At 67.4% G+C, this 22,285-nt stretch carries 18 protein-coding genes and 1 pseudogene; 7 read left to right on the forward strand and 12 right to left on the reverse strand.

Annotated features, from left to right (window positions below; genetic code table 11):
• Positions 1-375: class I SAM-dependent methyltransferase (locus QH196_RS12105; RefSeq protein ID WP_280415872.1), on the reverse strand; the 375-nt coding region annotated here is incomplete at its 3' end.
• Between the two features lie 91 nt (positions 376-466).
• Between QH196_RS12105 and QH196_RS12110 the strand changes: the two genes are divergently transcribed.
• The gene (locus tag QH196_RS12110; RefSeq protein ID WP_033244170.1) at positions 467-1,048 is read left to right on the forward strand and encodes a helix-turn-helix domain-containing protein; all 582 of its coding nucleotides are present in this window, start codon (positions 467-469) and stop codon (positions 1,046-1,048) included.
• A 277-nt stretch (positions 1,049-1,325) separates the two neighbouring features.
• Positions 1,326-1,844, forward strand: a complete 519-nt coding sequence (locus tag QH196_RS12115) for a C40 family peptidase (protein WP_280415873.1) — start codon at positions 1,326-1,328, stop codon at positions 1,842-1,844.
• A 120-nt stretch (positions 1,845-1,964) separates the two neighbouring features.
• Here the strand turns inward: QH196_RS12115 and QH196_RS12120 are convergent, their stop codons facing one another.
• The 3 genes from QH196_RS12120 to QH196_RS12130 all read right to left on the reverse strand — a co-directional run bounded on the left by QH196_RS12120 (position 1,965) and on the right by QH196_RS12130 (position 4,859).
• Complete coding sequence (locus QH196_RS12120; protein ID WP_280415874.1) at positions 1,965-3,131, reverse strand: thiolase family protein; 1,167 nt, start codon at positions 3,129-3,131, stop codon at positions 1,965-1,967.
• Positions 3,132-3,367: 236 nt separating this feature from the next.
• Positions 3,368-4,528 carry a type II toxin-antitoxin system HipA family toxin gene (locus QH196_RS12125; RefSeq protein ID WP_280415875.1) on the reverse strand — a complete coding sequence of 387 codons (1,161 nt, stop codon included), beginning with the start codon at positions 4,526-4,528 and terminating at the stop codon, positions 3,368-3,370.
• Entirely contained in the window at positions 4,512-4,859 is a 348-nt protein-coding gene (locus QH196_RS12130; protein ID WP_280415876.1) for a helix-turn-helix domain-containing protein, read from the reverse strand. Before QH196_RS12130 ends, QH196_RS12125 begins: the two co-directional genes overlap by 17 nt.
• Before the next feature lie 238 nt (positions 4,860-5,097).
• Between QH196_RS12130 and QH196_RS12135 the strand changes: the two are divergent.
• Positions 5,098-5,307, forward strand: a pseudogene (locus QH196_RS12135) (DUF664 domain-containing protein); the annotation flags it as partial.
• A 59-nt stretch (positions 5,308-5,366) separates the two neighbouring features.
• Here QH196_RS12135 and QH196_RS12140 read toward each other — a convergent pair.
• The 6 genes from QH196_RS12140 to QH196_RS12165 all read right to left on the reverse strand — a co-directional run bounded on the left by QH196_RS12140 (position 5,367) and on the right by QH196_RS12165 (position 14,550).
• Positions 5,367-6,293, reverse strand: a complete 927-nt coding sequence (locus tag QH196_RS12140) for an EamA family transporter (protein ID WP_280415877.1) — start codon at positions 6,291-6,293, stop codon at positions 5,367-5,369.
• Between the two features lie 92 nt (positions 6,294-6,385).
• Positions 6,386-7,141 carry a respiratory nitrate reductase subunit gamma gene (gene narI, locus QH196_RS12145; RefSeq protein ID WP_280415878.1) on the reverse strand — a complete coding sequence of 252 codons (756 nt, stop codon included), beginning with the start codon at positions 7,139-7,141 and terminating at the stop codon, positions 6,386-6,388.
• 93 nt (positions 7,142-7,234) lie between these two features.
• Positions 7,235-7,918 (reverse strand): nitrate reductase molybdenum cofactor assembly chaperone, encoded by a 684-nt coding sequence (gene narJ, locus QH196_RS12150; protein ID WP_280415879.1) that lies wholly within the window; start codon positions 7,916-7,918, stop codon positions 7,235-7,237.
• Positions 7,915-9,585: a nitrate reductase subunit beta gene (gene narH, locus QH196_RS12155; RefSeq protein WP_280415880.1), complete on the reverse strand. Its 1,671-nt coding sequence runs from the start codon at positions 9,583-9,585 to the stop codon at positions 7,915-7,917. The genes narJ and narH overlap by 4 nt, the downstream gene beginning before the upstream one ends.
• Positions 9,585-13,280, reverse strand: a complete 3,696-nt coding sequence (locus QH196_RS12160; RefSeq protein WP_280415881.1) for a nitrate reductase subunit alpha — start codon at positions 13,278-13,280, stop codon at positions 9,585-9,587. The genes narH and QH196_RS12160 overlap by 1 nt, the downstream gene beginning before the upstream one ends.
• A gap of 34 nt (positions 13,281-13,314) precedes the next feature.
• Positions 13,315-14,550: a nitrate/nitrite transporter gene (locus tag QH196_RS12165; RefSeq protein ID WP_280415882.1), complete on the reverse strand. Its 1,236-nt coding sequence runs from the start codon at positions 14,548-14,550 to the stop codon at positions 13,315-13,317.
• A gap of 602 nt (positions 14,551-15,152) precedes the next feature.
• Here QH196_RS12165 and QH196_RS12170 point away from each other — a divergent pair.
• Both QH196_RS12170 and QH196_RS12175 read left to right on the forward strand, forming a co-directional pair.
• Complete coding sequence (locus QH196_RS12170) at positions 15,153-15,905, forward strand: RluA family pseudouridine synthase (RefSeq protein ID WP_280415883.1); 753 nt, start codon at positions 15,153-15,155, stop codon at positions 15,903-15,905.
• A 511-nt stretch (positions 15,906-16,416) separates the two neighbouring features.
• Complete coding sequence (locus tag QH196_RS12175) at positions 16,417-17,193, forward strand: metallophosphoesterase (protein ID WP_280415884.1); 777 nt, start codon at positions 16,417-16,419, stop codon at positions 17,191-17,193.
• Positions 17,194-17,197: 4 nt separating this feature from the next.
• Here QH196_RS12175 and QH196_RS12180 read toward each other — a convergent pair whose 3' ends face one another.
• Positions 17,198-18,250 (reverse strand): AraC family transcriptional regulator, encoded by a 1,053-nt coding sequence (locus QH196_RS12180; RefSeq protein WP_280415885.1) that lies wholly within the window; start codon positions 18,248-18,250, stop codon positions 17,198-17,200.
• 41 nt (positions 18,251-18,291) lie between these two features.
• Positions 18,292-19,206, reverse strand: coding sequence for a cation diffusion facilitator family transporter (locus QH196_RS12185; RefSeq protein ID WP_280415886.1), 915 nt, complete (start codon positions 19,204-19,206; stop codon positions 18,292-18,294).
• Positions 19,207-19,286: 80 nt separating this feature from the next.
• On the opposite strand from QH196_RS12185, the gene QH196_RS12190 reads away from it, so the two are divergent.
• Both QH196_RS12190 and QH196_RS12195 read left to right on the forward strand, forming a co-directional pair.
• Positions 19,287-21,458 carry an ABC transporter ATP-binding protein gene (locus QH196_RS12190; RefSeq protein WP_432279479.1) on the forward strand — a complete coding sequence of 724 codons (2,172 nt, stop codon included), beginning with the start codon at positions 19,287-19,289 and terminating at the stop codon, positions 21,456-21,458.
• Positions 21,455-22,189, forward strand: coding sequence for an energy-coupling factor transporter transmembrane protein EcfT (locus QH196_RS12195; RefSeq protein WP_280415887.1), 735 nt, complete (start codon positions 21,455-21,457; stop codon positions 22,187-22,189). Before QH196_RS12190 ends, QH196_RS12195 begins: the two co-directional genes overlap by 4 nt.
• Positions 22,190-22,285: the final 96 nt, after the last annotated feature.

Here is a 22,285-nt window from a genome sequence, read left to right on the forward strand (position 1 = left end):
GCCACCCGGCGCGACCGACTCCAGCAGACCACGCACGGTGGCATGGTCGGATTCGTGTGCGATCGGGAAGTAGTGCGCCGACACCAGATCGAACGAGCGAGCCGGCAGCGGTGTCACGGTGATATCGGCCTGCCGCCACGAGATCTCCGGATGCCCGGCCGATGCGCGTTCGATCGCCACCTTCGAAATATCCACCGCGGTGACCTGCCAGCCGCGTTCGGCCAGCCAGTAGGCGTCGGCTCCCTCACCGCTTCCGAGGTCGAGTGCCTGACCGGGTGCCATCCCCGTCACCTCCGCGACAAGGGCGTCGTTCGGCAGACCGCTGAATCTCTGCTCGGTCTCGCTGTACATATCGTCCCAGAACTGCTGGTCCATCCGTATCTCCTGATCTGCTCGGGGCTTGTTCTCCAGCATCCGGAGACAGCGGCATCTTGACAAATAAATTTGCCATAACTGCAATAGAGGCATGGATCCGGAGTTCGGCGATGTCATCGACGCAATCGGCCCGCGGCTGCGTGAGCTGCGGCGACGCAACGGCACCACGCTGGCCGCGCTGTCCGAACTCACCGGCATCCCGGTGAGCACGCTGTCGCGCCTGGAGTCGGGCCAGCGCAAACCCAGCCTCGAACTGCTGCTACCGCTGGCCAAGGCCCATCGCGTCCCGCTGGACGAACTGGTCGCCGCGCCGGAAACCGGCGACCCCCGGGTCAATATCCGCCCGATCACCCGGCACGGCCAGACCCTGATCCCCCTCACCCGTAAACCCGGTGGCCTGCAGGCCTACAAACAGATCTTGTCCGGCCGGTCCTGGGCCGAACCCGACCTGCACACCCATGAGGGTTATCACTGGCTCTACGTGCTCAACGGCAAGATGCGCCTGATCCTCGGTGACCGGGATATGGTGCTCACTCCCGGTGAGGTCGCCGAATTCGATACCCATCTCCCCCACTGGTTCGGCAATGCCGACGAACATCCCGTCGAATACCTGAGCCTCTTCGGACCGCAGGGGGAACGGTTCCACATCAAGGCGCGGTATCGCCCGTCGTGAATCCGATATGCCTCATACGCTGGACCGATGCGAACCGTTACCGTTCCGTTAGCCAACTTGTCCGTGTCGTTTCCGAAGTCTGCGCGACGGACGGCGAAACATGACTCCCCGGGTTTGCAGGACCGACATATAGCTGTGGTGTATTTCCAACGCTGTTCGAGTAGTCGGTGAATTCCTCGCCGCGTAATCGGCGGTGAAAGTTTTTGCGATCCACCGGCTCTCGACCTGAGCACGGAGGACCGCAATTATGGAGTCAGTACCGCTAGTCCGAAAACGCATGGCCGTCATGGCCGTTCTCGCCGCGGCAGCGGCAGGTTCCGTTCTCTGCACCGCCGCACCCGCCGAAGCCCGGCCGGTCACAGTGCCCGGTCTCGGTGTTTTCGAAGTTCCCGATCATATTCCGCTACCGGCCGGGATTCCCGGCATCGCCACCCCGGAACCGGCGCCGCGATTCGCCCCCGCCCCGGGCGATCTCGCAGTCGAGGCAGCGCGCAGCAAACTCGGCGCCCCGTACGTCTCCGGCGGCACCGGACCCAACACCTTCGACTGCTCCGGACTGGTCAAATGGGCGTACCAGCAGGCGGGCGTGGACGTCCCCCGCACCAGCTGGTCCCAGCTCTCCGCCGGCACACCGGTCCCGCTCGACCAGCTACGTGTCGGTGATGTCATCTCCTACAGCGGTGGCGGACATTCCGCCCTCTACGCCGGTGACGGCCAGGTGATCCACGCCGCGACCACCACCGTGGAGATCTCGCCCATGTCGTATTCGCCCGTGGTCGGAGCACGCCGCTACTGACCCGCGGCCGCGTCGTGGCCCCTTCTCCGGCGGCAAGCCCGAACCACAGCCCGGGCCCACGGCGCACCGATGGACCGCCCCTCCAGGCGTACGGCCGGGAGGTGGCGGTCCGTCCGGTTATCAGAGCCGTTCGATGATGGTGGCGTTCGCCAGGCCACCCGCTTCACACATGGTCTGCAGCCCGTAGCGACCACCGGTCTGCTCCAGATGATTGACCATGGTGGCCAGGATCCGCACACCCGAGGCACCCAGCGGATGCCCCAGCGCGATCGCCCCACCGCGCGGGTTCAGCTTCTCCGGATCCGCGTGCAGTTCGTGCTGCCATACCAGCGGCACCGGGGCGAAAGCCTCGTTCACCTCGTAGGCGTCGATATCGTCGATCGCCAGACCCGCCCGGTCCAGGACCTTCTTCGACGCCGGCACGGGCGCGGTCAGCATGAGCAGCGGATCGTCGCCGAGCACCGCGAACGAATGGAAACGGGCTCGCGGGGTCAGGCCCAGTTTCGTCGCCATCTGCTCGCTCATGATCAACGCCGCCGAGGCGCCGTCGGTGAGCGGCGAGGAGTTACCCGGAGTGATCGACCAGGTGATCTCCGGGAACCGCTGTGTGTACTGCTCATCGGCGAACGCCGGTTTCAGCCCCGCCAGCTTCTCCGGAGTGGACCCGGCCCGGATGGTTTCGTCCGCGGTGAGCTCACCGGCGGCCACCAGTTCCCGATCGAATCCGCCGGCCGCCGCCGTCTCGGCCGCCAGCCGGTGCGAACGCGCCGCGAAGTCGTCGAGGGTCGAACGGTCCAGCTTCCACCGCGCGGCCAGGATCTCCGCCGCGATCCCCTGCTGCACCAACCCCTCCGGGTACCGGTGCGCGATCGGCCCGCGGTTGGCGTCCTGCCCCTGCGCGTTGGAGAACATGGGCACCCGGCTCATCGACTCCACGCCACAGGCGATAGCGATGTCATAGGCCCCCGACATCACGCCTTGCGCCGCGAAATGCGCCGCCTGCTGACTGGACCCGCACTGCCGGTCCACCGTGGTCGCCGGCACCGATTCGGGGAACCCCGCCGCCAGCACGGCGGTGCGCGAAATATTGAACGCCTGCTCACCGCTCTGAGTGACGCACCCGCCCACCACATCGTCGACCAGCGCCGGGTCGAGGTCGTTGCGCCGGATCAGCTTCTCCAGCACCCCGGCCAGCAGGGTCGCCGGATGCACCCCGGACAAACCCCCGCCCATCTTGCCTTTCCCGGACGGCGTGCGAACCACATCGACGATGACCGCGGACTGCATGGGTCCCTCCTGACCTGCTCGACACGGTCGCCCAATTTAGTGACCGTTCGACAATAAGTTAACACGGATTCGCAACCGTGAGCCTGGATCGGGCAGCGTGACGCCAACGGGCTGCGATATCCACGCGCACGAAGCCACCCCGTCAGGTCCCGGATTCGTAGCCGTAGGACGTCGACGGGTTGAGGATCTGGCGACGCCAGAGACAATCCTTGTCCACCTGCGTAAGCCGCGCCGCATCAGCGGCCTCGTCCCAGCTGTCGGCAATCGCACCGACGACCTCGCCGATGATCTCCCGTGCATCCCGGACATCGAGCTCCGTATATATGGGCTGCGGACAAGCAGGTGGCGAAGTCGCTCCGGCGGTTTCCCTCCCGGTCGATCGCCATGGCCTGTGCCGCCGTCTCACCGGAACGGACCTGTGGACACAGGTCGTATGCCGGTGTGAGCTCCAAGGATCGCCCATCCCAAAACGCGGCGTGATTACGAGCGTGGTCGTCGGTGTTGCCGATCGCGACGTTGACCACGATCCTCCGGAACAGTTCGGGCCCCACTTCCCTCGGTTCACCCGACATCGACCGGAGAACGTCGAGCAGATCCGGATACGTCGCGTACCTGGCCTCCATCTCGTCCAGCCCCAGAACAGTGAGACCCGAGACAGCATGGCGACGGAACCCGCCGGGCTCTCGGTCGAAGCGCCGCACCAGCAGCACTTCGCGTCCGAGCGAACGGGTCACAGTCGTCGCCGGGACCACGAGGCCGCACCGTCTCGCCAGTTCCAAACCCACGGCTTCGGCATTGACAACCGGATAAGGGTCGTCCGACACCGACAGTTTCGCAATGTACTCGCCATCACCCCCGTCATGGAGCAACACCTTCGGGCGAGCACCACCGATGCTGGTGCCGTGCACCAAAGCCTCGGCCAGAACGTCGTCGAGATGCTTACCTTCCTGGATCGTCAGCGCCGCCCGGTGGAGTTCGTCCAACGGCTCAGTATCGATGCGGGGAACATATCGCTGCGGGTCCGGCTGGAAGTCCACCGCACCGAACCGATTCGAACCCGACTCCATGAGATATGCCTCGGCCGAGAGTTCATCGGTGTCGGCGTCCACCCCGGACCTGCCCGTGATGCGGGCGTAGATGACCCGACGACCCCACGCGTCCGGCGCGGCGTCTCGCAGCGCCGACGGCATCGCCATCAGCCCCTGCGGCTCCGTCCATCCCTCACGAAGCGGCAATTCGGGACCGTAGAGGCTTATGGCATCGTCGCGCGCCAAATACGAGCGGCCGTAAGCGAACCGGAGATGGCCACCGAACCGCTGAAGAACGCCTGCGACCACTGGTTCCGTCTCGCCGGGCAGCCAGGTCCATACGAACACCCGGTCAGAAGTCGAAGTCATCGCTACCTTGCCCCCCGGTCCGGTGGCGAACCCGCCGCGGAAGCAGGGCGAGTCGCTCCTCACCTCGTCGCCTGATCCGCGCCAACTCCTCGCGGTCCTCCACCCCGAACAGTGCGACACCGGCGGTCGTAGCGGCGTTGAACACGTTTCCGATGGCTACGCCAGGTTTACCTGATTCGATATCGAGAACGGTACGCACCGAGATACCGGTCCGATCGGCCAGTTCAGCGGCCGTCCAGTTGCGCTCATGCCTCGCAGTGCGGATCTGCGTCCCGAGAACCGCGAGCGCATCAGCGGAAGCAGGGCGTAACGAGATCGGTCTGCGAGCCATCACCCCTCCTTTTATTGCACCTAAACCCCATTAAGAGTCATTTTAACGCATACAAGTACCCATAGATATGACGTCGGGGCCAGGCCCACCGAGGTACGGGCTCAGGTAGGCGCCATTTCCGCCCACACATGACTCATTCGGCGTCGCCGATCACCATGTGTTCGCGGGAGCTGTCCAGCCCACTGGAACGGCATCTCGGAATTGTTACCGCTGCGCGTAGCCTCGAGTCCCGGCCGAACAAACCCCTGCCCAGGTGATCGCCGAATACCGGGCTGCGGCCGATCGGTCCCGGGAGATTGCGCGAACTGCGGCGGACGACGATGTTTTCGTTCACTACCGACGTGGCGCAGTGACGTTCTCCTGGATCTGTGCACACATGATCGAGGAACTCGCCCGGCATGCGGGGCATGCCGACATCCTGGTCGAGCAGATATCGGCGACCGGGTAGATCAAGACCGGCGGAAGAAGCCGCGGTTCGGTGCCGGCCTCCGCGAACCGAGAGGCGTTCTACGGCATCGCACGTTGCACCACTACCGCGCCGACGAGCAATATCGCCGCACCGGCCATTTGCGCCGGCCGCAGCGCTTGCCCGAGCAACAGCCAGGCCAGCACAGTCGCGACGAGTGGTTCCACCATGGCCAGCACACCGGCGAGGGGCGCGGGCAGATCTCGTAATGCCCGCAACCCGGCCAGGTACGGCAGCACGGTGCCTGCCACGGCCAGGACCAGCAGCACCCCCCAGGCGGGAAAGTCCAGACCACCCAGCTCAGCAGACAGCGTCAGACGATCGAAAGGCAACGTCCACGGCGGCACGACGGCGACCATCACCACAGCGCCGATCACCAACCCGACCGCGGTCATTCCGAACGGATCGTGCCGGCGCGCGCCGTGCTCGCCGAGCAGGAAGAACCCGGCCGAGCAGGCCGCCGCGCCCAGGCCCGCCGCGATACCGACAGGATCCAGCCGGGCACCATGCCAAACCTGTGCGATCAGGACCAAACCCGCCAGCGCCAGTCCGATTCCCGCCCACACCGGCCCGGGCAACTGTGTTCCGCGCACGACCCGTATCCACAGTGCGACCAGGGCAGGTGCCAGGTTGACCAGCACCATCGCCACGCCTACCGGAACTCGGGCAACAGCCACGAAGAACAACAACTGCACTCCTGCGACGCCGAGCGCCCCATAGCCGAGCAGAAGCCAGATATCGCCGCGACCGAACCGAAGTGCCCGTGGCCGCCACAATGCGACCACCAGAACCAGTAACACGGCGGCCGACCCGATGCGCACCGAAGTCACCGCCGCCGGTGACCAGCCCTCTACCATCACCGCCGCGGCCAGCGGACCGGAACTCGCGAACAACACCCAGGAGAGCAGGCTCAGCTCGACTGCCCTCGCACGGCCGGGTACTCGCACCACTTTCACTGGCCTGGTCACGCTTGCAGCTTCGCCGAGCGATAGTCGGCACGCCAATCAATATCCGGCAGCACGTCGCAGACGGCGTCGGCGAGGATCTCCTCGACTCAGTCCTACTGAATTCGCTCCCACCCTCGCCGCTCGCGTCGCGACCCCAATTCCACATCGCGACTCCGGTAGACGATATACGGCCTGGTCAGATAGCCGATAGGCATGGAGAAGACGTGTACGAGGCGGGTGAACGGCCAGAAGGCGAACAAAACCCAGGCGGCTAACACGTGGAGTTGGAAGCCGAGGGGGGCGGCGAGGATCAGGTCGGTGTCGGGGCGGAAGGAGAGGATGGAGCGGAACCAGGGGGAGACGGTGTGGCGGTAGTCATGGGGTCGACCGATGGCGTTGCTGATCACCGTGGTGCCGAAGCCGAGGACGAGGGTGCCGATGAGCAGGACGTACATGATCTTGTCGTTGCGGGTGGTCGCGGAGAACACCGGGCCCGTGGTGCGCCGGCGGTAGATGAGGATGGCGGCGCCGATCATGGTCGCGGCGCCGGCGAGGACGCCCAGGCCGACGGACAGCGCGTGGTAGACGGGTTCGCTGATACCGACGGCTTCGGTCCAGCCTTCGGGGATGAGCAGGCCGACGATATGGCCGAGGATCACCAGCAGGATCCCGAAATGGAACAGCGGGCTGCCCAGGCGAAGCAGGCGGTTCTCGTACAGCTGGGAAGAACGGGTGGTCCAGCCGAACTTGTCGTAGCGGTAACGCCAGTAGTGGCCGACCAAGAAGATGGCGATGGAGGCGTAGGGCAGGGCTACCCACAAGAGGATGTCGATCGTGGTGAGCTGCTCGCCCGCCGCGGCGTGGAACATCAACGCACCTCCGTGAGTTCGGCGTCGCCACCGGCGGCGGCGTGGAGTCGGAAATCTTGGAGCCGCTCCGCGGCTCGAGGGCGCCCGGGGTAGCTATCCGAGTTGGTGAGTGACATCGGTCCGGCGCCTTTGTGGGATGACGGGGTCAGGGAGGTACTGGGGTGGGGTGAAGGGGGCCAGTCCGACGGCTTCTTCCGGGGGGCCTTCGGCGATGAGGCGCGCGATGGCGGCTTCTTCGCGGCCGGCGAGGGCGGGAAGGGTCGCGAGCACCGAATCGAGCACATCGCCCCACGGCGAGCCGGTTTCGTGAAGACCGCGGCGCATCAGTTCCAGGCCCGCGCGATGTTCGGTGAGCAACCGCAAACCGGTTTCGGCGTGCCCGGAGGCCGCGAATTCCAGGACCACGGACAAATGGTCGGGTAGTTCTTCGTCGCTCAACCGGAGCCCGGCGGCCTGGTAGGCCTGTTTGAAACGCAGCAGCGCCACCCCGCGTTTGCGGGTGTCGCCGTAGGCGAAGTAGGTGAGGTAGGGGCTGAAGCGTTTGCGGTGGTCGAAGGTGGCGACATAGTCTGCGGCCAGCTCGAACAGGGAGCTGCGCTGCACATGGGCGAGAAAGCGGGCGAGCGGATCGCCGACCGGCGCCGGCAGGGTCGCGGCGACCGCGCCGAGCAGGTGCAGGTTGCGGTGCAATGCTTCATCGGGGTAACCGACCAGCAGGGATTGTGCCTGCCAGGCGGCTGATCGGAGGGCGGGGTCGGTTTTCCCGGTCTTCTTCACGGCCGCTCCGATCCGGACGGGTTGTCATCGGTGGGCGGGAACAGGCCGTCGGGGGCTTTCCCGTCCCAGTTGAGCAGGTTCACCCGGCCCTGCCCGCGCACCGTGGTGGGCGCGTCGGCGGTCTGCCGGTTGCGCAGCATATGGAAGTTCTCGACGGCGATCGGTGCCGGACCGCCGGAACTTTCCCCGAACGGCCCGGATGCGGTCATTCCCGGGCCGCCTTCGTAATCGAGGCTGCATTCGGTGGCGAGTTCTTCCAGACCGTGCGCCTGTTCGGCGTGCGCGGGCGGAATAACGTAGCGCTCATCGTATTTGGCCAGCGCGAGCAGGCGGAACATATCGTAGACCTGTTCACCGGTCATCCCGACCGCCTCGGCTATCCGCTCCCGGGGTTCGCGGCCGAAATTGATATCGCGCATATAGCTGCGCATGGCGGCGAGCCGGCGCAGGACATCGGTGACCGGGGCGGGATCGCCGGCGGTGAACAATTGGGCGAGATAGTCGACCGGGATGCGCAGCGCCTCGATGGCGGCGAAGAGGTTGTCGTAATCCTCCGCGTCGTGGCCGGTGTCGCGGACGATATCGACCACCGGTGACAGTGGCGGGATATACCAGACCATCGGCATGGTGCGGTATTCCGGATGCAGCGGCAGCGCGACCTGGTAGGTGTTGATGAGCGCGTATATCGGTGATCTGTCCGCGGCTTCCACCCAGTCGTAGGGTATCCCGGCGCGTTCGGCTTCCCGCCGGACCTCCGGATCGGCCGGGTCCAGGAATACCTCACGTTGCGCCTGGTAGAGCCCCTGTTCGTCGGGTGTGGCGGCGGCTTCGAGCACCTTGTCCGCGTCGTAGAGCACCAGGCCGATATAGCGCAACCGGCCCACGCAGGTCTCTGCGCAGACAGTGGGCAGCCCCACCTCGACCCGCGGGAAGCAGAAGGTGCATTTCTCCGCTTTTCCGGTGCGGTGATTGAAGTACACCTTCTTGTAGGGGCAACCGGAAACACACATCCGCCACCCGCGGCAGCGGTCCTGATCGACCAGGACGATCCCGTCCTCGCTGCGTTTGTAGATGGCGCCGGAGGGGCACGATGCCGCGCACGACGGGTTGAGGCAGTGTTCGCAGATCCGGGGCAGGTAGAACATGAAGGTCTGCTCGAATTCGAACCGGACCTTTTCGGCGAGTTTGCCCAGCAGCGGGTCGCGGTCGCCGTATTCGGTGGCGCCGCCGAGGTCGTCGTCCCAGTTCGCCGACCATTCGATTTTTGTATCCTTACCGGTGATCAGCGATTTCGGCCGGGCCACCGGGGTGTGCCGCTGGGCGGGGGCGGTGGTGAGGTTCTCGTAGTCGTAGGTCCAGGGTTCGTAGTAGTCGCCGAGTTCGGGCAGGATCGGGTTGCTGAAGATGGTGAACAATTTCTTCCACCGGCCGCCGCCTTTGAGTTTCAGGTTGCCGCGCCGGTTGAGCTCCCAGCCGCCCCGCCATTTCTCCTGATCCTCATAGGTGCGCGGATATCCTTGGCCGGGCCGGGTTTCCACATTGTTGAACCAGACGTATTCGACCCCGGACCGGTTGGTCCATGCCTGTTTGCAGGTCACCGAACAGGTATGGCAGCCGATACATTTGTCGAGATTCATCACCATCGCCATCTGCGCCATGACCCGCATCAGTAGCTCACCTCCTGACCGCGACGACGGATCACCGTCACCTCGTCGCGTTGATTTCCGGTGGGACCGAGATAGTTGAACGCGAAGCTGAGCTGGGCGTAGCCACCGATGAGGTGGCTGGGTTTTATCAACAGCCGGGTGAGCGAATTGTGGATACCCCCGCGCTGCCCGGAGGTTTCGCTGATCGGGACGTCGATCAGCCGGTCCTGCGCGTGATACATGTACACCGTGCCGGCCGGCATCCGATGCGAGACCACGGCCCGCGCCACGACCACACCGTTGCGGTTGACTGCCTCCACCCATTCGTTGTCCGCGATCTCGATCTTCGCCGCGTCCTGCGGTGACATCCAGATCGTCGGGCCGCCCCGGGACAGGCTCAGCATGAACAGGTTGTCCTGGTATTCGGAGTGGATGGACCATTTGCTGTGCGGGGTGAGGTAGCGGACGGTGACGCCGAGTTCGCCCACCGAGCCGATACCCGGTTCACCGAACAGCGCCGCCATATTCAGCGGCGGACGGTAAACGGGCAGCCCCTCGCCCAGTTCGGCCATCCAGTCGTGGTCGAGATAGAAATGCTGGCGGCCGGTGAGCGTATGCCACGGTTTGCGGCGTTCGACATTGATGGTGAACGGGGAGTACCGGCGACCACCCGACTCCGATCCCGACCATTCCGGTGACGTGATCACCGGGACCGGCGCGGCCTGGGTATCGGCGAAGGTGATGCGTTTGCCCTCGTGTTCGGCGGCCAGATCGGCCAGCGGCATGCCGGTGCGCTGCTCCAGCGAGCGGAAACCTTCGGTGGCGAGGCGGCCGTTGGTGGTGCCCGACAGCGCCAGAATCGCCTCGGCGGCCTGGATTCCGCGCTGTAGTGACGGTCTGCCGTCGGCGGGGCCGCCGCGGATCAGGCCGTTCTTGTGCCGTAGATAGTCGACCTCGGGGGCGAGGTCGAAGGTGACCCCCTTGGTGGTGGCGCCGAGTTTTTCCGCGAGTGGCCCCAGGGCCCGCATCTTGGCGCCCACAGCGCCGTAATCACGTTCGACCACAACGAGTTTCGGCATGGTGACGCCGGGGACCGGTTCGGTTTCGCCGTACTTCCAATCCGCGACCCGGCCGTGCGGTGTGGCGAGTTCGTCCGGGGTGTCGTGCAGCAGCGGTACCGCGACCACATCCTTGCGCACCCCCAGCCGCGGCCCCGCGAGCTCGCTGAATTTCTCGGCGATCGCCTGGAAGGCGTCCCAGTCGCTGCGGGTCTGCCAGGGCGCCGCGATGGCCGGGTTGAACGAATGCACGAACGGGTGCATATCGGTGGTGTTGAGGTCGTGCTTTTCGTACCAGGTGGCGGCGGGCAACACGATATCGGAGAACAGGGTCGTGCTGGTCATCCGGAAATCCAGGGTGAGCAGCAGATCGAGTTTGCCGCGCGGGGCCTCCGGCCGCCACACCACATCGCGGGGCCGGGCACCGGCCGGGGTGGGCGAGGCGCGCAGCGACGATTCGGTGCCGAGCAGATGTTCCAGGAAGTATTCGTTGCCCTTGGCCGACGAGCCGAGCAGATTCGCCCGCCACACGCTGAGTACACGCGGGAAGTTCTCCGGCGCGTCCGGATCCTCGCAGGCGAACCGCATCCGGCCGGCCCGCAGTTCGGAGACCACGTACCCGGCCAGTGATCCGCCGTCGGCCGCGGCCGCGTCGACCAGGTCCAGCGGATTGCGGTCGAAGGTCGGATAGGACGGCATCCAGCCGAGCCGCGCCGCCTGCGCGATCACATCGGCGGTGGTCATATCGGCCAGGCGACCGCCACCGTGCGCGGCCGAGAGGGTGCCGGCGCCGAACCAGTCGTAGCGGAATTGATCGGAATGCAGGTACCAGTAGGCGGTCTGGATCATCTGCCGCGGCGGACGCGACCAGTCCAGCGCCGACGCCAGCTGGGTCCACCCGGTCACCGGCCGGCATTTCTCCTGACCCACATAGTGCGCCCACCCGCCGCCGTTGACCCCCTGGCAGCCGGTGATCGTGGTCAGGGTGAGGAACGCCCGGTAGATGGTGTCGGAATGGAACCAGTGATTGGTGCCGGCACCCATCACGATCATCGAACGGCCGTGGCTCTCCTCGGCGTTGGCGGCGAATTCGCGCGCGATCCGCAGCACCGCGGCAGCCGGAACCCCGGTGATCGATTCCTGCCAGGCCGGGGTATAGGGCTGGGCGGGGTCGTCGTAGTCGACCGGCCACAGCCCCGGCAGACCTGCACGGTGCACCCCGTATTGTGCCAGCAGCAGATCGAAAACCGTGGTGACCAGGTGCCCGTTCACCCGGCGTACCGGGACGCCACGCTGTACGGTCGCGCCTTCACCGCCGGTGGTGTCGAAACGCGGCATCAATACGGTGACCGCATTGTCCCCCAGCAGGGTGAGCTGCGGCCGGACCCCTTCGAGGTCGAGATTCCAGCGGCCGGCGCCGGTTTCACCGAAGCGATACCCCAGCGAACCGTTCGGCACCACCGGCTTGCCCTCGGTGTCGAGCACCACGGTCTTGAATGCCGGGTTCTCGGTTCCGAGGTATTCGTCCAGATCGGCGGCGGTCAGGAACTTTCCCGGTAGGTAGCCGCTGTCGCTCTCCTCCAGCCGCACCAGGAACGGCAGGTCGGTGAACTGCCGGATATAACTGGCGAAGTAGGGCACCTCCCGTTCGACGAAGAATTCCCGCAGCACCACATGCCCCATCGCCATCGCGAGGGCGCCGTCGGTGCCGGGGTGCGGGGCCAGCCATTCGTCGGCGAATTTCACGTTGTCCGCATAATCCGGCGATACCGCGACGACCTTCTGCCCCCGGTACCGGGCCTCGGCCATCCAGTGCGCGTCCGGCGTGCGAGTAACCGGCAGATTCGAGCCCCACATGATCAGATAGCCGGCATCCCACCAGTCCCCCGACTCCGGCACATCGGTCTGGTCGCCGAACATCTGCGGCGACGCGACCGGCAGATCGGCGTACCAGTCGTAGAACGACAGCATCGCCCCGCCGATCAGCGATACGAACCGGGCCCCCGAGGCATGCGAAACCATCGACATGGCCGGGATCGGGGAGAAGCCGGCGATCCGGTCCGGACCGTACTGTTCGATGGTGTGGATATGCGCGGCGGCGATCATCTCGGTCGCCTCGTCCCAGGTCGCCCGGACCAGACCGCCCTTACCGCGCGCGGCCTTGTAGCGACGGGCCGATTCCGGATCCTCCACGATGGACGCCCAGGCGCGGACCGGATCACCGATAGCGTTCTTCGCCGCCCGGTACATCTCCAGCAGGACACCGCGGATATACGGATACCGCACGCGGGTCGGCGAATAGGTGTACCAGGAGAACGCGGCGCCACGCGGGCAACCGCGCGGTTCGTATTCGGGTTTGTCCGGGCCCACCGACGGATAGTCGGTCTGCTGCGTTTCCCAGGTGATGATCCCGTCCTTGACGTAGATCTTCCACGAACACGACCCCGTGCAGTTCACCCCGTGCGTGGACCGCACCACCTTGTCGTGACTCCAGCGGTCCCGGTAGAACTCGTCGGCCTGCCGCCCGCCGGTTTCGTACATCGACCGCCGGTCCGGTGAGACCTCGGCGCGGGTGAAGAACCGCCGGGTGCCCACCAGCGCGTCGGTGAGTTCGCCGTCGAGCCGCGTCTCGCCGGAACCGCGTCGCCCACCGGTCATACGACCCTCCTTCTGCCTCGTCGATCGGGACACCTCAGCTGCGTTGCCGGGCGACTTCACGGCGTACGACAGTGAGGGTGAATACGAGCGCGGCCAGCGCGACCGCGGCCAGCGCGAGCAACCCCGGGCCGTAATCGGCGGTCGATTCGTAGATGGCGCCCATCACCAGCGGCGGGACGAAACCGCCCAGACCGCCCGCGGCGCCCACGAACCCGGTGATGGACCCGACCTTTCCGGGCGGCGCTATCTGCGCGACCAGCCCGAAGGTCGCACCGCTACCCGCCCCGAGTGCCGCGGCCAGCACGAGGAACGCGATGGTGCCGACCGGCATCAGGTCCGGGGTGGCGGCCTGTACGGCCGCGGCGGCGACCACGAAACCGAGGGTGGTGGCGAGTACCACCGGTCCGTGGAACCGGTCGACCAGCCAGCCGCCGACCGGCCGCATGATCACCGCCAGCAGTACGAACCCGGCCATCCTGTTGGCCGCGTCCGCCTGGGAAAGGTCGTAGGCGGTGCGCAGATACGACGGCAGGTACACCGAGAACGCCACGAAACCGCCGAACGCGACGGCGTACAACGCCGAGGCCTCCCAGGTGGCGGGCAGGCGCATGGTCTGCTTCAGCCGACTGGTCATCGATTCGGTGGGCGCGGTCCGGCCGGGGGCGTCGCGCAGCAGGAACCAGGCGACGATCCCGTACACCGCCAGGGCCGCGGCGCACAGCAGGAACGGGGTCGCGGTATCGCCCATATCCACCAGTTGCACGGTCGTGAGGGCGCTGATGGCGGTTCCGCCCATCCCCATCCCGTACACGCCGATCGCCAGTCCCTGCTTCTCCGGCGGGAACCAGCGGCTCACGAACGGCACCCCGACCGCGAACACCGTGCCGCCGATGCCGAGGAAGAACCCACCGATCAGCAACGCTGCCAGCGCCGAATGGCCGACCAAGCCCAGGAACAGCACCGGTACCACGGTGATCAGCGAAACCACCGGGAACATCAGCCGTCCGCCGTAGCGATCGGCCAGCGCCCCGACGGGTATCCGCCCCAGCGATCCCACGATCACCGGGACCGCCACCACCAGCGACTCCTGGAACGAATTGAGTCCCAGTTCCTCCCGTAACCGCGGCGCCAGCGGGCTGAGCAGGGCCCACGCCCAGAAGTTGAGCGCGAACCCTACGGTCGCCAGGACCAGCATCAGGGTGCGTCCACCGGTCATCGTGTGATCACCGGCCAGGGCGCGACCGGCGTTCAGCGGAGTCGAAGAGGCCACCATTGCTCCCGAGGAGGGTCGGTCCGGCAAACTCTTTGCGCCCAGTCCACGAACCGCTCGACGGGGCGATTTCGGTCCAGCGCGACCGGGACAACGATCACGTCCCAAGTCGCCGTACTGCGCTAGCGATGACTCACGGCCGTACAGTCGATCCGCCCCACGAACACCGGCCCAGCTCTCGTCGCGCGGCCGGACAACAGGCGGAACCGAGCCCCGGCAACTGCCGAGTGGCTCCCTCGGCCGCCTTCGCACGACCTGGGCGCAGGCGGCGGCACGCCTCATTCTGCCTGCAAGATTGCGAAGTTGTCGGCCCATCCGGGATTCCGGGAGTTTCGTGATCACACTGGGCGCAGCACTCCGGGCTGCCGTATCCGTAGTGCGCCTGTGCGCCCGACCTTCGCACAGCGGGGACGGCAGCGCAGACGGCGCCCGGTGCCCACTGCTGTTGTCCGGCAACCTTCCGCTGTCCGCCGTACCCCGGCCCCACTCATCTTCCTACGCACCGTTCGGCCTGCTGCGGCGCACGCTCGGTGCCGGCCCCGCATATGGCTGATCCCGGTCCTGCCGATCCCGGCTGAGGACCCGGCTCTTACGCTCGTCCGGTGGATATCGACTGGCCCGAGCTGCGCGCCCGCTGCCTGCTCGCCGAGGACGAGGCGATTCTGGCGCTGAACAAACCCGCCGGGATCTCGGTCACCGGGGAGCGGCACGATACCGATATCGCCGCCGCCGCCGAGGCGACGGGCGAGAAGTTGTATCCGGTGCACCGGATCGACAAGGTCACCTCCGGTCTGGTGTTGCTGGCCCGGCAGCTTCCGGCGCACGGGCAGCTGACCCGCCAGTTCAACAAGCAGACCGCCGAGAAGACCTATCTGGCCGTCGTCGCCGCCGGACCGGAGCCGCTGCCCGACCGCGGGGTGGTCGATCTGCCGCTCAGCGTCGGCCGGAAGAACCGGGTCCGGGTGGCCGCGCCCCGCGAAACCATCCAGCGCACCGGCGACCGCTGGTTCGTCGCCGACGCAGACCTGCTGAATGCGAAGAACTACCCTTCCCGCACCGAGTTCACCGTCGTGGCCCGGCACAACGAGCACACCGTGGTGGCCCTGCATCCGATCTCCGGCCGCCGCCATCAGCTCCGCGTGCACCTGGCCTGGATCGGCTACCCCATCACCGGTGACCCCCTGTTCGACCGCACCGGCACCTACCCCCGCACCCACCTGCACTCGTGGCGGCTACGCCTCGGCGCGGACTGGCGTCCCGACGGCCGGCTCGACCTGGAAGCACCCCCCGACGAGGATTTCTGGGCCCCGCTCCCCCACCCACCGGCCGCTCTCCCCGACCGACAGATCCGATGATCGGCCACCGCGATTGCGCCCGTGGATAGCCGGCCCCACGGACCGGCGGTGCTCCGACGGGGCGCCCACCCGCACGGCGCACGATGGTCTCGACGGCACCGTGCCCGATTCCCCCACAGCCGGCTCCCCGGGTTCGAGAACAGCGCCAGGGACATGCGGGAGCATGCGCTGCGCCGACACCGCCCAACCCGGACCGATGGGCAGCGCCCGGCTGACACCGGCGGTTCGACGGCCCGTTCCGTCCGGGACCATGCCCACGGGGACAGGTAGTGGCGTGCCTCATATCCCGGGCGTTGCCCCCAGCCGACTGTCCTAAGCTGGTTGGCGTGACATCTGCCCACGGAACCACCGTGGTGCCGAGTTCAGCGAGGCCCTGGGAGGGTTTCGGCCGTCCTTGCTTTCAGTCTTCCAAGCGAGGCGGCGAAGCCGCGAGTCTCGAAGGCTGAAAGCAAGGACCAAAGGGGCCGAAACCCCGCGCGCCGAAGGCGCGCCAATAAACACAGGAGCACCGATGATCCTGGTGGCTCAGGTCAGCGATACACATTTCGATCTCGGGACCCGTAACACCGAGCGCGCGCAACGGGTGATGGCCTATCTGGCGGATCTGCGGCGGCGGCCGGATGTGATCGTGGTGACCGGCGATATCACCGATTCCGGCAAACCCGAGCAGTATGCCGAGGCCCGGATGTCGCTACAGGCCGATCTGCCGGTGCTCGCGATTCCCGGGAACCACGACGAGCGGGCAGCGTTCCGGGAGGTGCTGCTGTCCGGTCCGCCGTCGGACGATCCGGTGAACCAGGTGCACCGGGTCGGCGAGCTGACCTTGATTCTGCTGGACTCCAGCGTGCCCGGGCAGTCGGGGGGCCGGCTGGCCGACGAGACCTACGACTGGCTGGACGACACCCTCGCCGCGACCCCGCCCGACGCGGCCGTGCTGCTGGCCCTGCACCATCCGCCGGTTTTCCTGCACAGTCCGATCGTGGACACGATCGCATTGGACGATCCGCAACGGCTGGCCGCGGTGATCACCGGAGACCGGCGCATCATCGGGACCCTGGCCGGGCACGCGCATACCGCCGGGGTGAGCACTTTCGCGGGCAGACCGCTGCTCATCGGCCCGAGCACGGCCTCGGTGCTGGGCGGCGAATGGGAGCTCGCGCCGCCCGAGCGGGTGATGGACTACGGGCCGGATCCGTCGGTCGCCCTGCACGTGATCGACGACGACCATCGGCTGATCACCCATTTCCGCAGTGTCCCGATGGGTGGCTGGATCGCGAGCCCGTACTGACCCTTCAGTACCGTCCGGCGCGGGCCCGGCGGTAGGCGGCGGGGGTCGCGCCGGTCCAGCGTTTGAAGGCGTAAATGAATGTGGAGGCCTCGGCGTAGCCGAGCCGGATCGCCACATCGCTCACCGACAGCGGGGTGGTGGTGAGCATTTCCTCGGCCAGCGCCTGGCGCACCTCGTCCAGTAGTGCGCGGTAACTGGTACCGGCGGCATCGAGATGCCGGCGTAGCGTGCGGGTGCTCATGTTCAGGCCGGCGGCGACGGCGTCGATACCGGGCGGCGCGGTGAAACCGTCCAGCCCGCCGCGGGGCACCAGCCGGGCCCGGACCTCGGCGGCGATCCCGGTGCGGGCGCGGCGCCGATGCACCAGATCGCGGCATTGCGCCAGGCAGATGGCCAGGGTGTGTTCGTTGGCCTGCGGGAGGGGCTGGTCCAGGATCGCTGGATCCAGGGCGACCAGGTTTTCCGGGCGGCCGAACCGCGGCGGGGCCACGGTGACCGCGGCGATCCGGTCGGCGTAGGACGGTTCGGGGAACCGGAATTCGGCGCGGACCAGCGCAAGGTGGCGGCCCAGCAGATCGCTCATCACCTGATGCATGGCGGTCACATCGCGTTCCACCAGGAACTGCCGGAGATCGGCCGGAACGGAGTCGTCGAGGATCCGGCCGACGAATTCGCCGTCCTCCCACTGTGTCACCGGCAGACAGAAGGCGAAGCTCAGTTCCATATAGCGCAGGGCGAAATCGATCGCTTCGGCCAGTGTGGGGCTGCTGACGCAGGCGAAGCCGAAGATACCGAAGGTGGTGATGCGGTAGCGGCGGCCCACCTCGATTCCCATACCGGGGCGGTCGAGTTGGCGCACCAGATTCCGGACCACCGCGAGTTCGGTATGCGCATCGATCTGGGCGTCGGGGTCGCGCAGGCGGGCCTCGGTGAGATCGGTGCCGCGCAGTAGCGCCGCGGGCGCCACCCCGTGTTCGGCGCCGTATCCCACCATCAGCGCGACACTGGCGACCCCGCGCGGAAAATCCCAGTCCCGGACCGATGGACGCTGCACCATACCGCCATTATGGCCGAATATCTCTATCGACCTGGCGGCGGCTACCAGGACAGCTCCGTGCAGCGGCGGGCGGTATCGGTGGTCTCGATCTGCAGGGTGGCGTGCTCGATATGGAAACGCTCGGCGAGCAGGTGTTGCGCGGCGCGCAGTATTTCGTCGCGCATATCCGGTCCGGACGTGGTGATATGCGCCGAGGCGACCTCCATTCCGGAGGTCAGGGTCCACACGTGCAGATCGTGGACATCGCAGACCCCGGGTACCGCGGCCAGTTCGGCCGCCACGGCCTCGACGTCGAGTTCTTCCGGGCTGTGCTGGAACAGGATCCGCAGCGAGCGGCGCGCCAGCAGATAGGTGCGGGGCAGCACCCACACACCGATCGCCACACCGACGACCATATCGGCGTAGTACCAGCCGGTGGTGAGGGTTATCGCCGCCGAGACCAGCACCCCGATCGAACCGACCATATCGGCGAGAACCTCGAGGTAGGCGCCGCGCACGTTGAGGCTCTCCGCCGCGCCGCGCCGCAGCAACAAGAAGGACACGATATTGGCGGCGAGGCCGATCACGCCCGCGATGAGCACCGGCACACCCGGGACCTCCGGGGGTTCGCCGAACCGGCGCACCGCCTCCACCAGGACATAACCGGCCACCCCGAAGAGTAGAACGGCATTGGCCAGCGCGGCGATCACCTCGGCGCGGTAGTAGCCGAAGGTGCGGGTATAGCTGGGCCGGGTGTTGCGGGCCAGCAGGATGGCCGAGAGCGCCATCGCGATACCGACGACATCGGTGAGCATATGCGCGGCGTCGGAGAGCAGTGCCAGCGAACCGGTGGCCAGCGCGACCGCCAGTTCGACCAGCATGAATGCGGCGCCGAGGGCCAGGGCCAGCGCCAGGCGGCCGACGTATTTCCCGGAGGCGCTTTCGGGTGATACCCGATGCGTATGATCATGTCCCACGCAGACAACATATGCGTTGATGCGCATGCTTGCAATACCGTCGATTCGCGCGCGGCCGCACGGCTGGCAGACTTGACGTCGTGAGTGACCAGCCCGCTACCACCCGGCCCGGCGCATCCGACCGGCCCGCCCGCGATCCTCGAGCGGCGCTACGGCCGATCGAGCTCGCCACCGGCGCGGTCCTGGGCGGCGCGACCGTCGGACTGGTCACGGTCGGTTCGGTGATCCCGTTCGCCGCGGCGCTCCAGCTCGTGGCCGCCGTCCCCATGGGCCTGCTGGCGCACCGGTACCGATTCCGCGCCCTGTTCACCGCCTCCGTCTCGGCCGCCCTGGTCACCTTCGTCGCGGCCGGGCTCACCGCGGCGATGGCCATGGTCGCCACCGCGACCATCGGCGGCATCGTCGGCACGGTCAAACGCCGCCGCGGCGGTCTCCTCGCGGTCACCGGGCTCTCGGTCGTCGCGGGTCTCGCGTGGGGTGCGTTCTCGATCGGTTTCCTGCTGGTCTTCTCCGCCACCCGCGACCTGCTGTTCGACAACATCCGCAATACCGCCACCGGCCTGGCCGACCTCACCTCCCGGCAAGCCCAGCTGGCACCGCTGGGTCGCGGTGTACTGAACGTGGCCGAGGTCGTCCTGCAGTGGTGGTGGATCTATATCGGCGCCACCGTCGCCATCGGCACCGTGGTCACCGCACTCGTCTCCTGGTTCGTCCTCGGCTCCGTCCTGGACCGGCTCACCTGGCTCCCCGGCACCGACCGGCTCGACGCACCCGCCGACGACCGCCCCATCGCGCCGCTCCCGGTGACCTTGCGCGGGGCCGGCTACCGCTATGCGGGCGCAGCCGATGATGCGCTGGCGGGGATCGACCTGCGCGTGGCGGTCGGCGAATTCGTCGCCGTGGTCGGGCACAACGGTTCCGGAAAATCCACCCTCACCCGGCTGCTGGCCGGACTGCCACCGAGCAGCGGCACGGTGGACCGGCCCGGATCGGCGGGCCTGGGCCATCTCGGTGGCACCGCCCTGGTACTCCAGCGACCGGAAAGCCAGACCCTCGGGGTATTGGTCGCCGACGATGTCGTCTGGGGACTGCCCACCGAACTGGCCGCCGAGGTCCGGATCGACGATCTGCTACGCGAGGTCGGGCTGGACGGCATGGGCGCCCGGGAAACCGCGACCCTGTCCGGTGGTCAGCAGCAGCGGCTCGCCGTGGCGGCGGCCCTCGCCCGGCGCCCGGCGCTGCTCATCGCCGACGAAGCCACCTCCATGATCGACCCGGACGGCCGCCGCGAACTGGTGGCGCTGCTGACCGAACTACCGAAGCGACATCCGATGGCGGTGGTGCTGGTGACCCACCACGAAGCCGACGCGGCCGCCGCCGACCGAGTGATTCATCTCGCGGACGGCCGGATGGTCGATCGCCTGCCCGCCTGGCCGAAACCGTCTCGTGCGCAGCGGCGCCGGCCCATGGGCGCTCCGATTCTGGAGCTGCATGGCGTCCGGCACACCTACAACCGTGGCACACCGTGGGAAGCGCAGGCCCTGCACGGGATCGACCTGACCGTCCGCCGCGGGGAAGCGCTGCTGGTGGTCGGCGGGAACGGGTCCGGGAAATCGACTCTGGCCTGGATCATGGCCGGGCTCATCGCCCCCAGCGTCGGCCGGTGCGAACTGGCGGGGAAACCGGTCAGCAAACAGATCGGCCGGGTGGAACTGGCCTTCCAGCATTCCCGGCTGCAACTGCAACGCCATACGGTCGGCGAAGAGATCGCCGACTGGGGCGGTGACGGCACCGGATCGGGCACGGTCGGCAAGGCCCTCGACGCCGTCGGCCTGGACCGCTCGCTGACCACCCGATCCATCGAAGAACTCAGCGGCGGTCAGGCGAAACGGGTGGTGCTGGCCGCCATCGTCGCCGGCCATCCACAGGTCGTAGTGCTCGACGAGCCACTGGCCGGTCTGGACCCCGAGGGCCGCGCCGATATCGTCGACCTGCTGGCCCGGCTGCGCGATTCGGGGCTGACACTGATCGTCATCTCACATGATGTCGAGGATGTCGCGGCCATCTGCGACCGCACCGTCCACCTGCAGGCCGGACGTATCCCCGAAACCGAGACCGCGCATATCCCGGCCCCGGAACCGGACGCCGATACCGCGCCCATCCCACCGGTCCACCCACCCGGACAAGTCCACCACCGTGCCCCGGGCGCGGCCTGGCGGCTACGCGGCGACGCCCACGGAGGTGCCCGATGAGCACGGTACTGCTGCGCCAGGTCCCGGTCGCCAGCCCGATCCACCGGCTCTGGGCCGGCACCAAGATGATCGGTGTCTTCCTGATCAGCCTGCTGCTGATGTTCCTGCCCAGCTGGCCGATCCTCGGCGTCACGATCGTCTTCCTGATCGCGGTCGGGGCCCTCGCGCGACTCCCCCTCGGCGTCGTACCCCGGCTTCCGTGGGTGTTCTGGCTGCTGATCGCGCTCGGAGCAGTGATCAGCGCACCGGTCGGCGGGGTCGCGCTGCTGCGCTACGCACAGGTCGTGGTCTTCGGGCTCATCCTGCTGTCGGCATCCATGCTGATCGCCTGGACCACACCGATGAGCGAGATCGCCCCCGCCCTGGCCACCCTCGGCCGGCCACTGCGCAAACTACGGGTCCCGGTCGACGAACTCGCCGTTGTGGTGGCACTCACCCTGCGCGGGCTACCACTCCTGCTGGAGGAGATCCGGGTGCTGCGCGCCGCACGCCGGCTACGCCCCAAACCCGATCTACTGCACCGCACCACCGACCCACTGATCGATATCCTCACCGCCGCCATGGCGGTGTCGACGCGCCGCGCCGGCGAACTCGGTGAAGCCATCACCGCCCGCGGCGGGACCGGACGGCTGACCGCACGCCCGGCCGGCCCCGGCCGCAACGATGCGGTCGCGCTGGCCGTCGTCGTAGCAGTCTGCGCTGGAGCTCTGGCCCTCGACCTGCTGACCTGAACGACCCGCGCCCGGGCCCCGTAGTTCGCGGCGCGCGGAGGAAACGCCTGGGTTTGCCGGTGCGGCTGCGCGTCGGCTGAACGCTGTGCGCTGCCC

This window comes from Nocardia carnea, from assembly GCF_029868325.1.
GTDB classification, from domain to species: domain Bacteria; phylum Actinomycetota; class Actinomycetes; order Mycobacteriales; family Mycobacteriaceae; genus Nocardia; species Nocardia carnea_C.

What these genes read in the sequence shown, in the direction of transcription:
- QH196_RS12120 (WP_280415874.1), bottom strand. Translation starts at nt 3,131, where the DNA reads ATGCAGTCCGCGGTCATCGTCGATGTGGTTCGCACGCCGTCCGGGAAA.
- QH196_RS12175 (WP_280415884.1), top strand. Translation starts at nt 16,417, where the DNA reads ATGATCCTGGTGGCTCAGGTCAGCGATACACATTTCGATCTCGGGACC.
- narH (WP_280415880.1), bottom strand. Translation starts at nt 9,585, where the DNA reads ATGCGGGTCATGGCGCAGATGGCGATGGTGATGAATCTCGACAAATGT.
- narI (WP_280415878.1), bottom strand. Translation starts at nt 7,141, where the DNA reads ATGTTCCACGCCGCGGCGGGCGAGCAGCTCACCACGATCGACATCCTC.
- QH196_RS12125 (WP_280415875.1), bottom strand. Translation starts at nt 4,528, where the DNA reads ATGACTTCGACTTCTGACCGGGTGTTCGTATGGACCTGGCTGCCCGGC.
- QH196_RS12180 (WP_280415885.1), bottom strand. Translation starts at nt 18,250, where the DNA reads ATGGTGCAGCGTCCATCGGTCCGGGACTGGGATTTTCCGCGCGGGGTC.
- QH196_RS12130 (WP_280415876.1), bottom strand. Translation starts at nt 4,859, where the DNA reads ATGGCTCGCAGACCGATCTCGTTACGCCCTGCTTCCGCTGATGCGCTC.
- QH196_RS12110 (WP_033244170.1), top strand. Translation starts at nt 467, where the DNA reads ATGGATCCGGAGTTCGGCGATGTCATCGACGCAATCGGCCCGCGGCTG.
- QH196_RS12160 (WP_280415881.1), bottom strand. Translation starts at nt 13,280, where the DNA reads ATGACCGGTGGGCGACGCGGTTCCGGCGAGACGCGGCTCGACGGCGAA.
- QH196_RS12195 (WP_280415887.1), top strand. Translation starts at nt 21,455, where the DNA reads ATGAGCACGGTACTGCTGCGCCAGGTCCCGGTCGCCAGCCCGATCCAC.
- QH196_RS12115 (WP_280415873.1), top strand. Translation starts at nt 1,326, where the DNA reads ATGGCCGTCATGGCCGTTCTCGCCGCGGCAGCGGCAGGTTCCGTTCTC.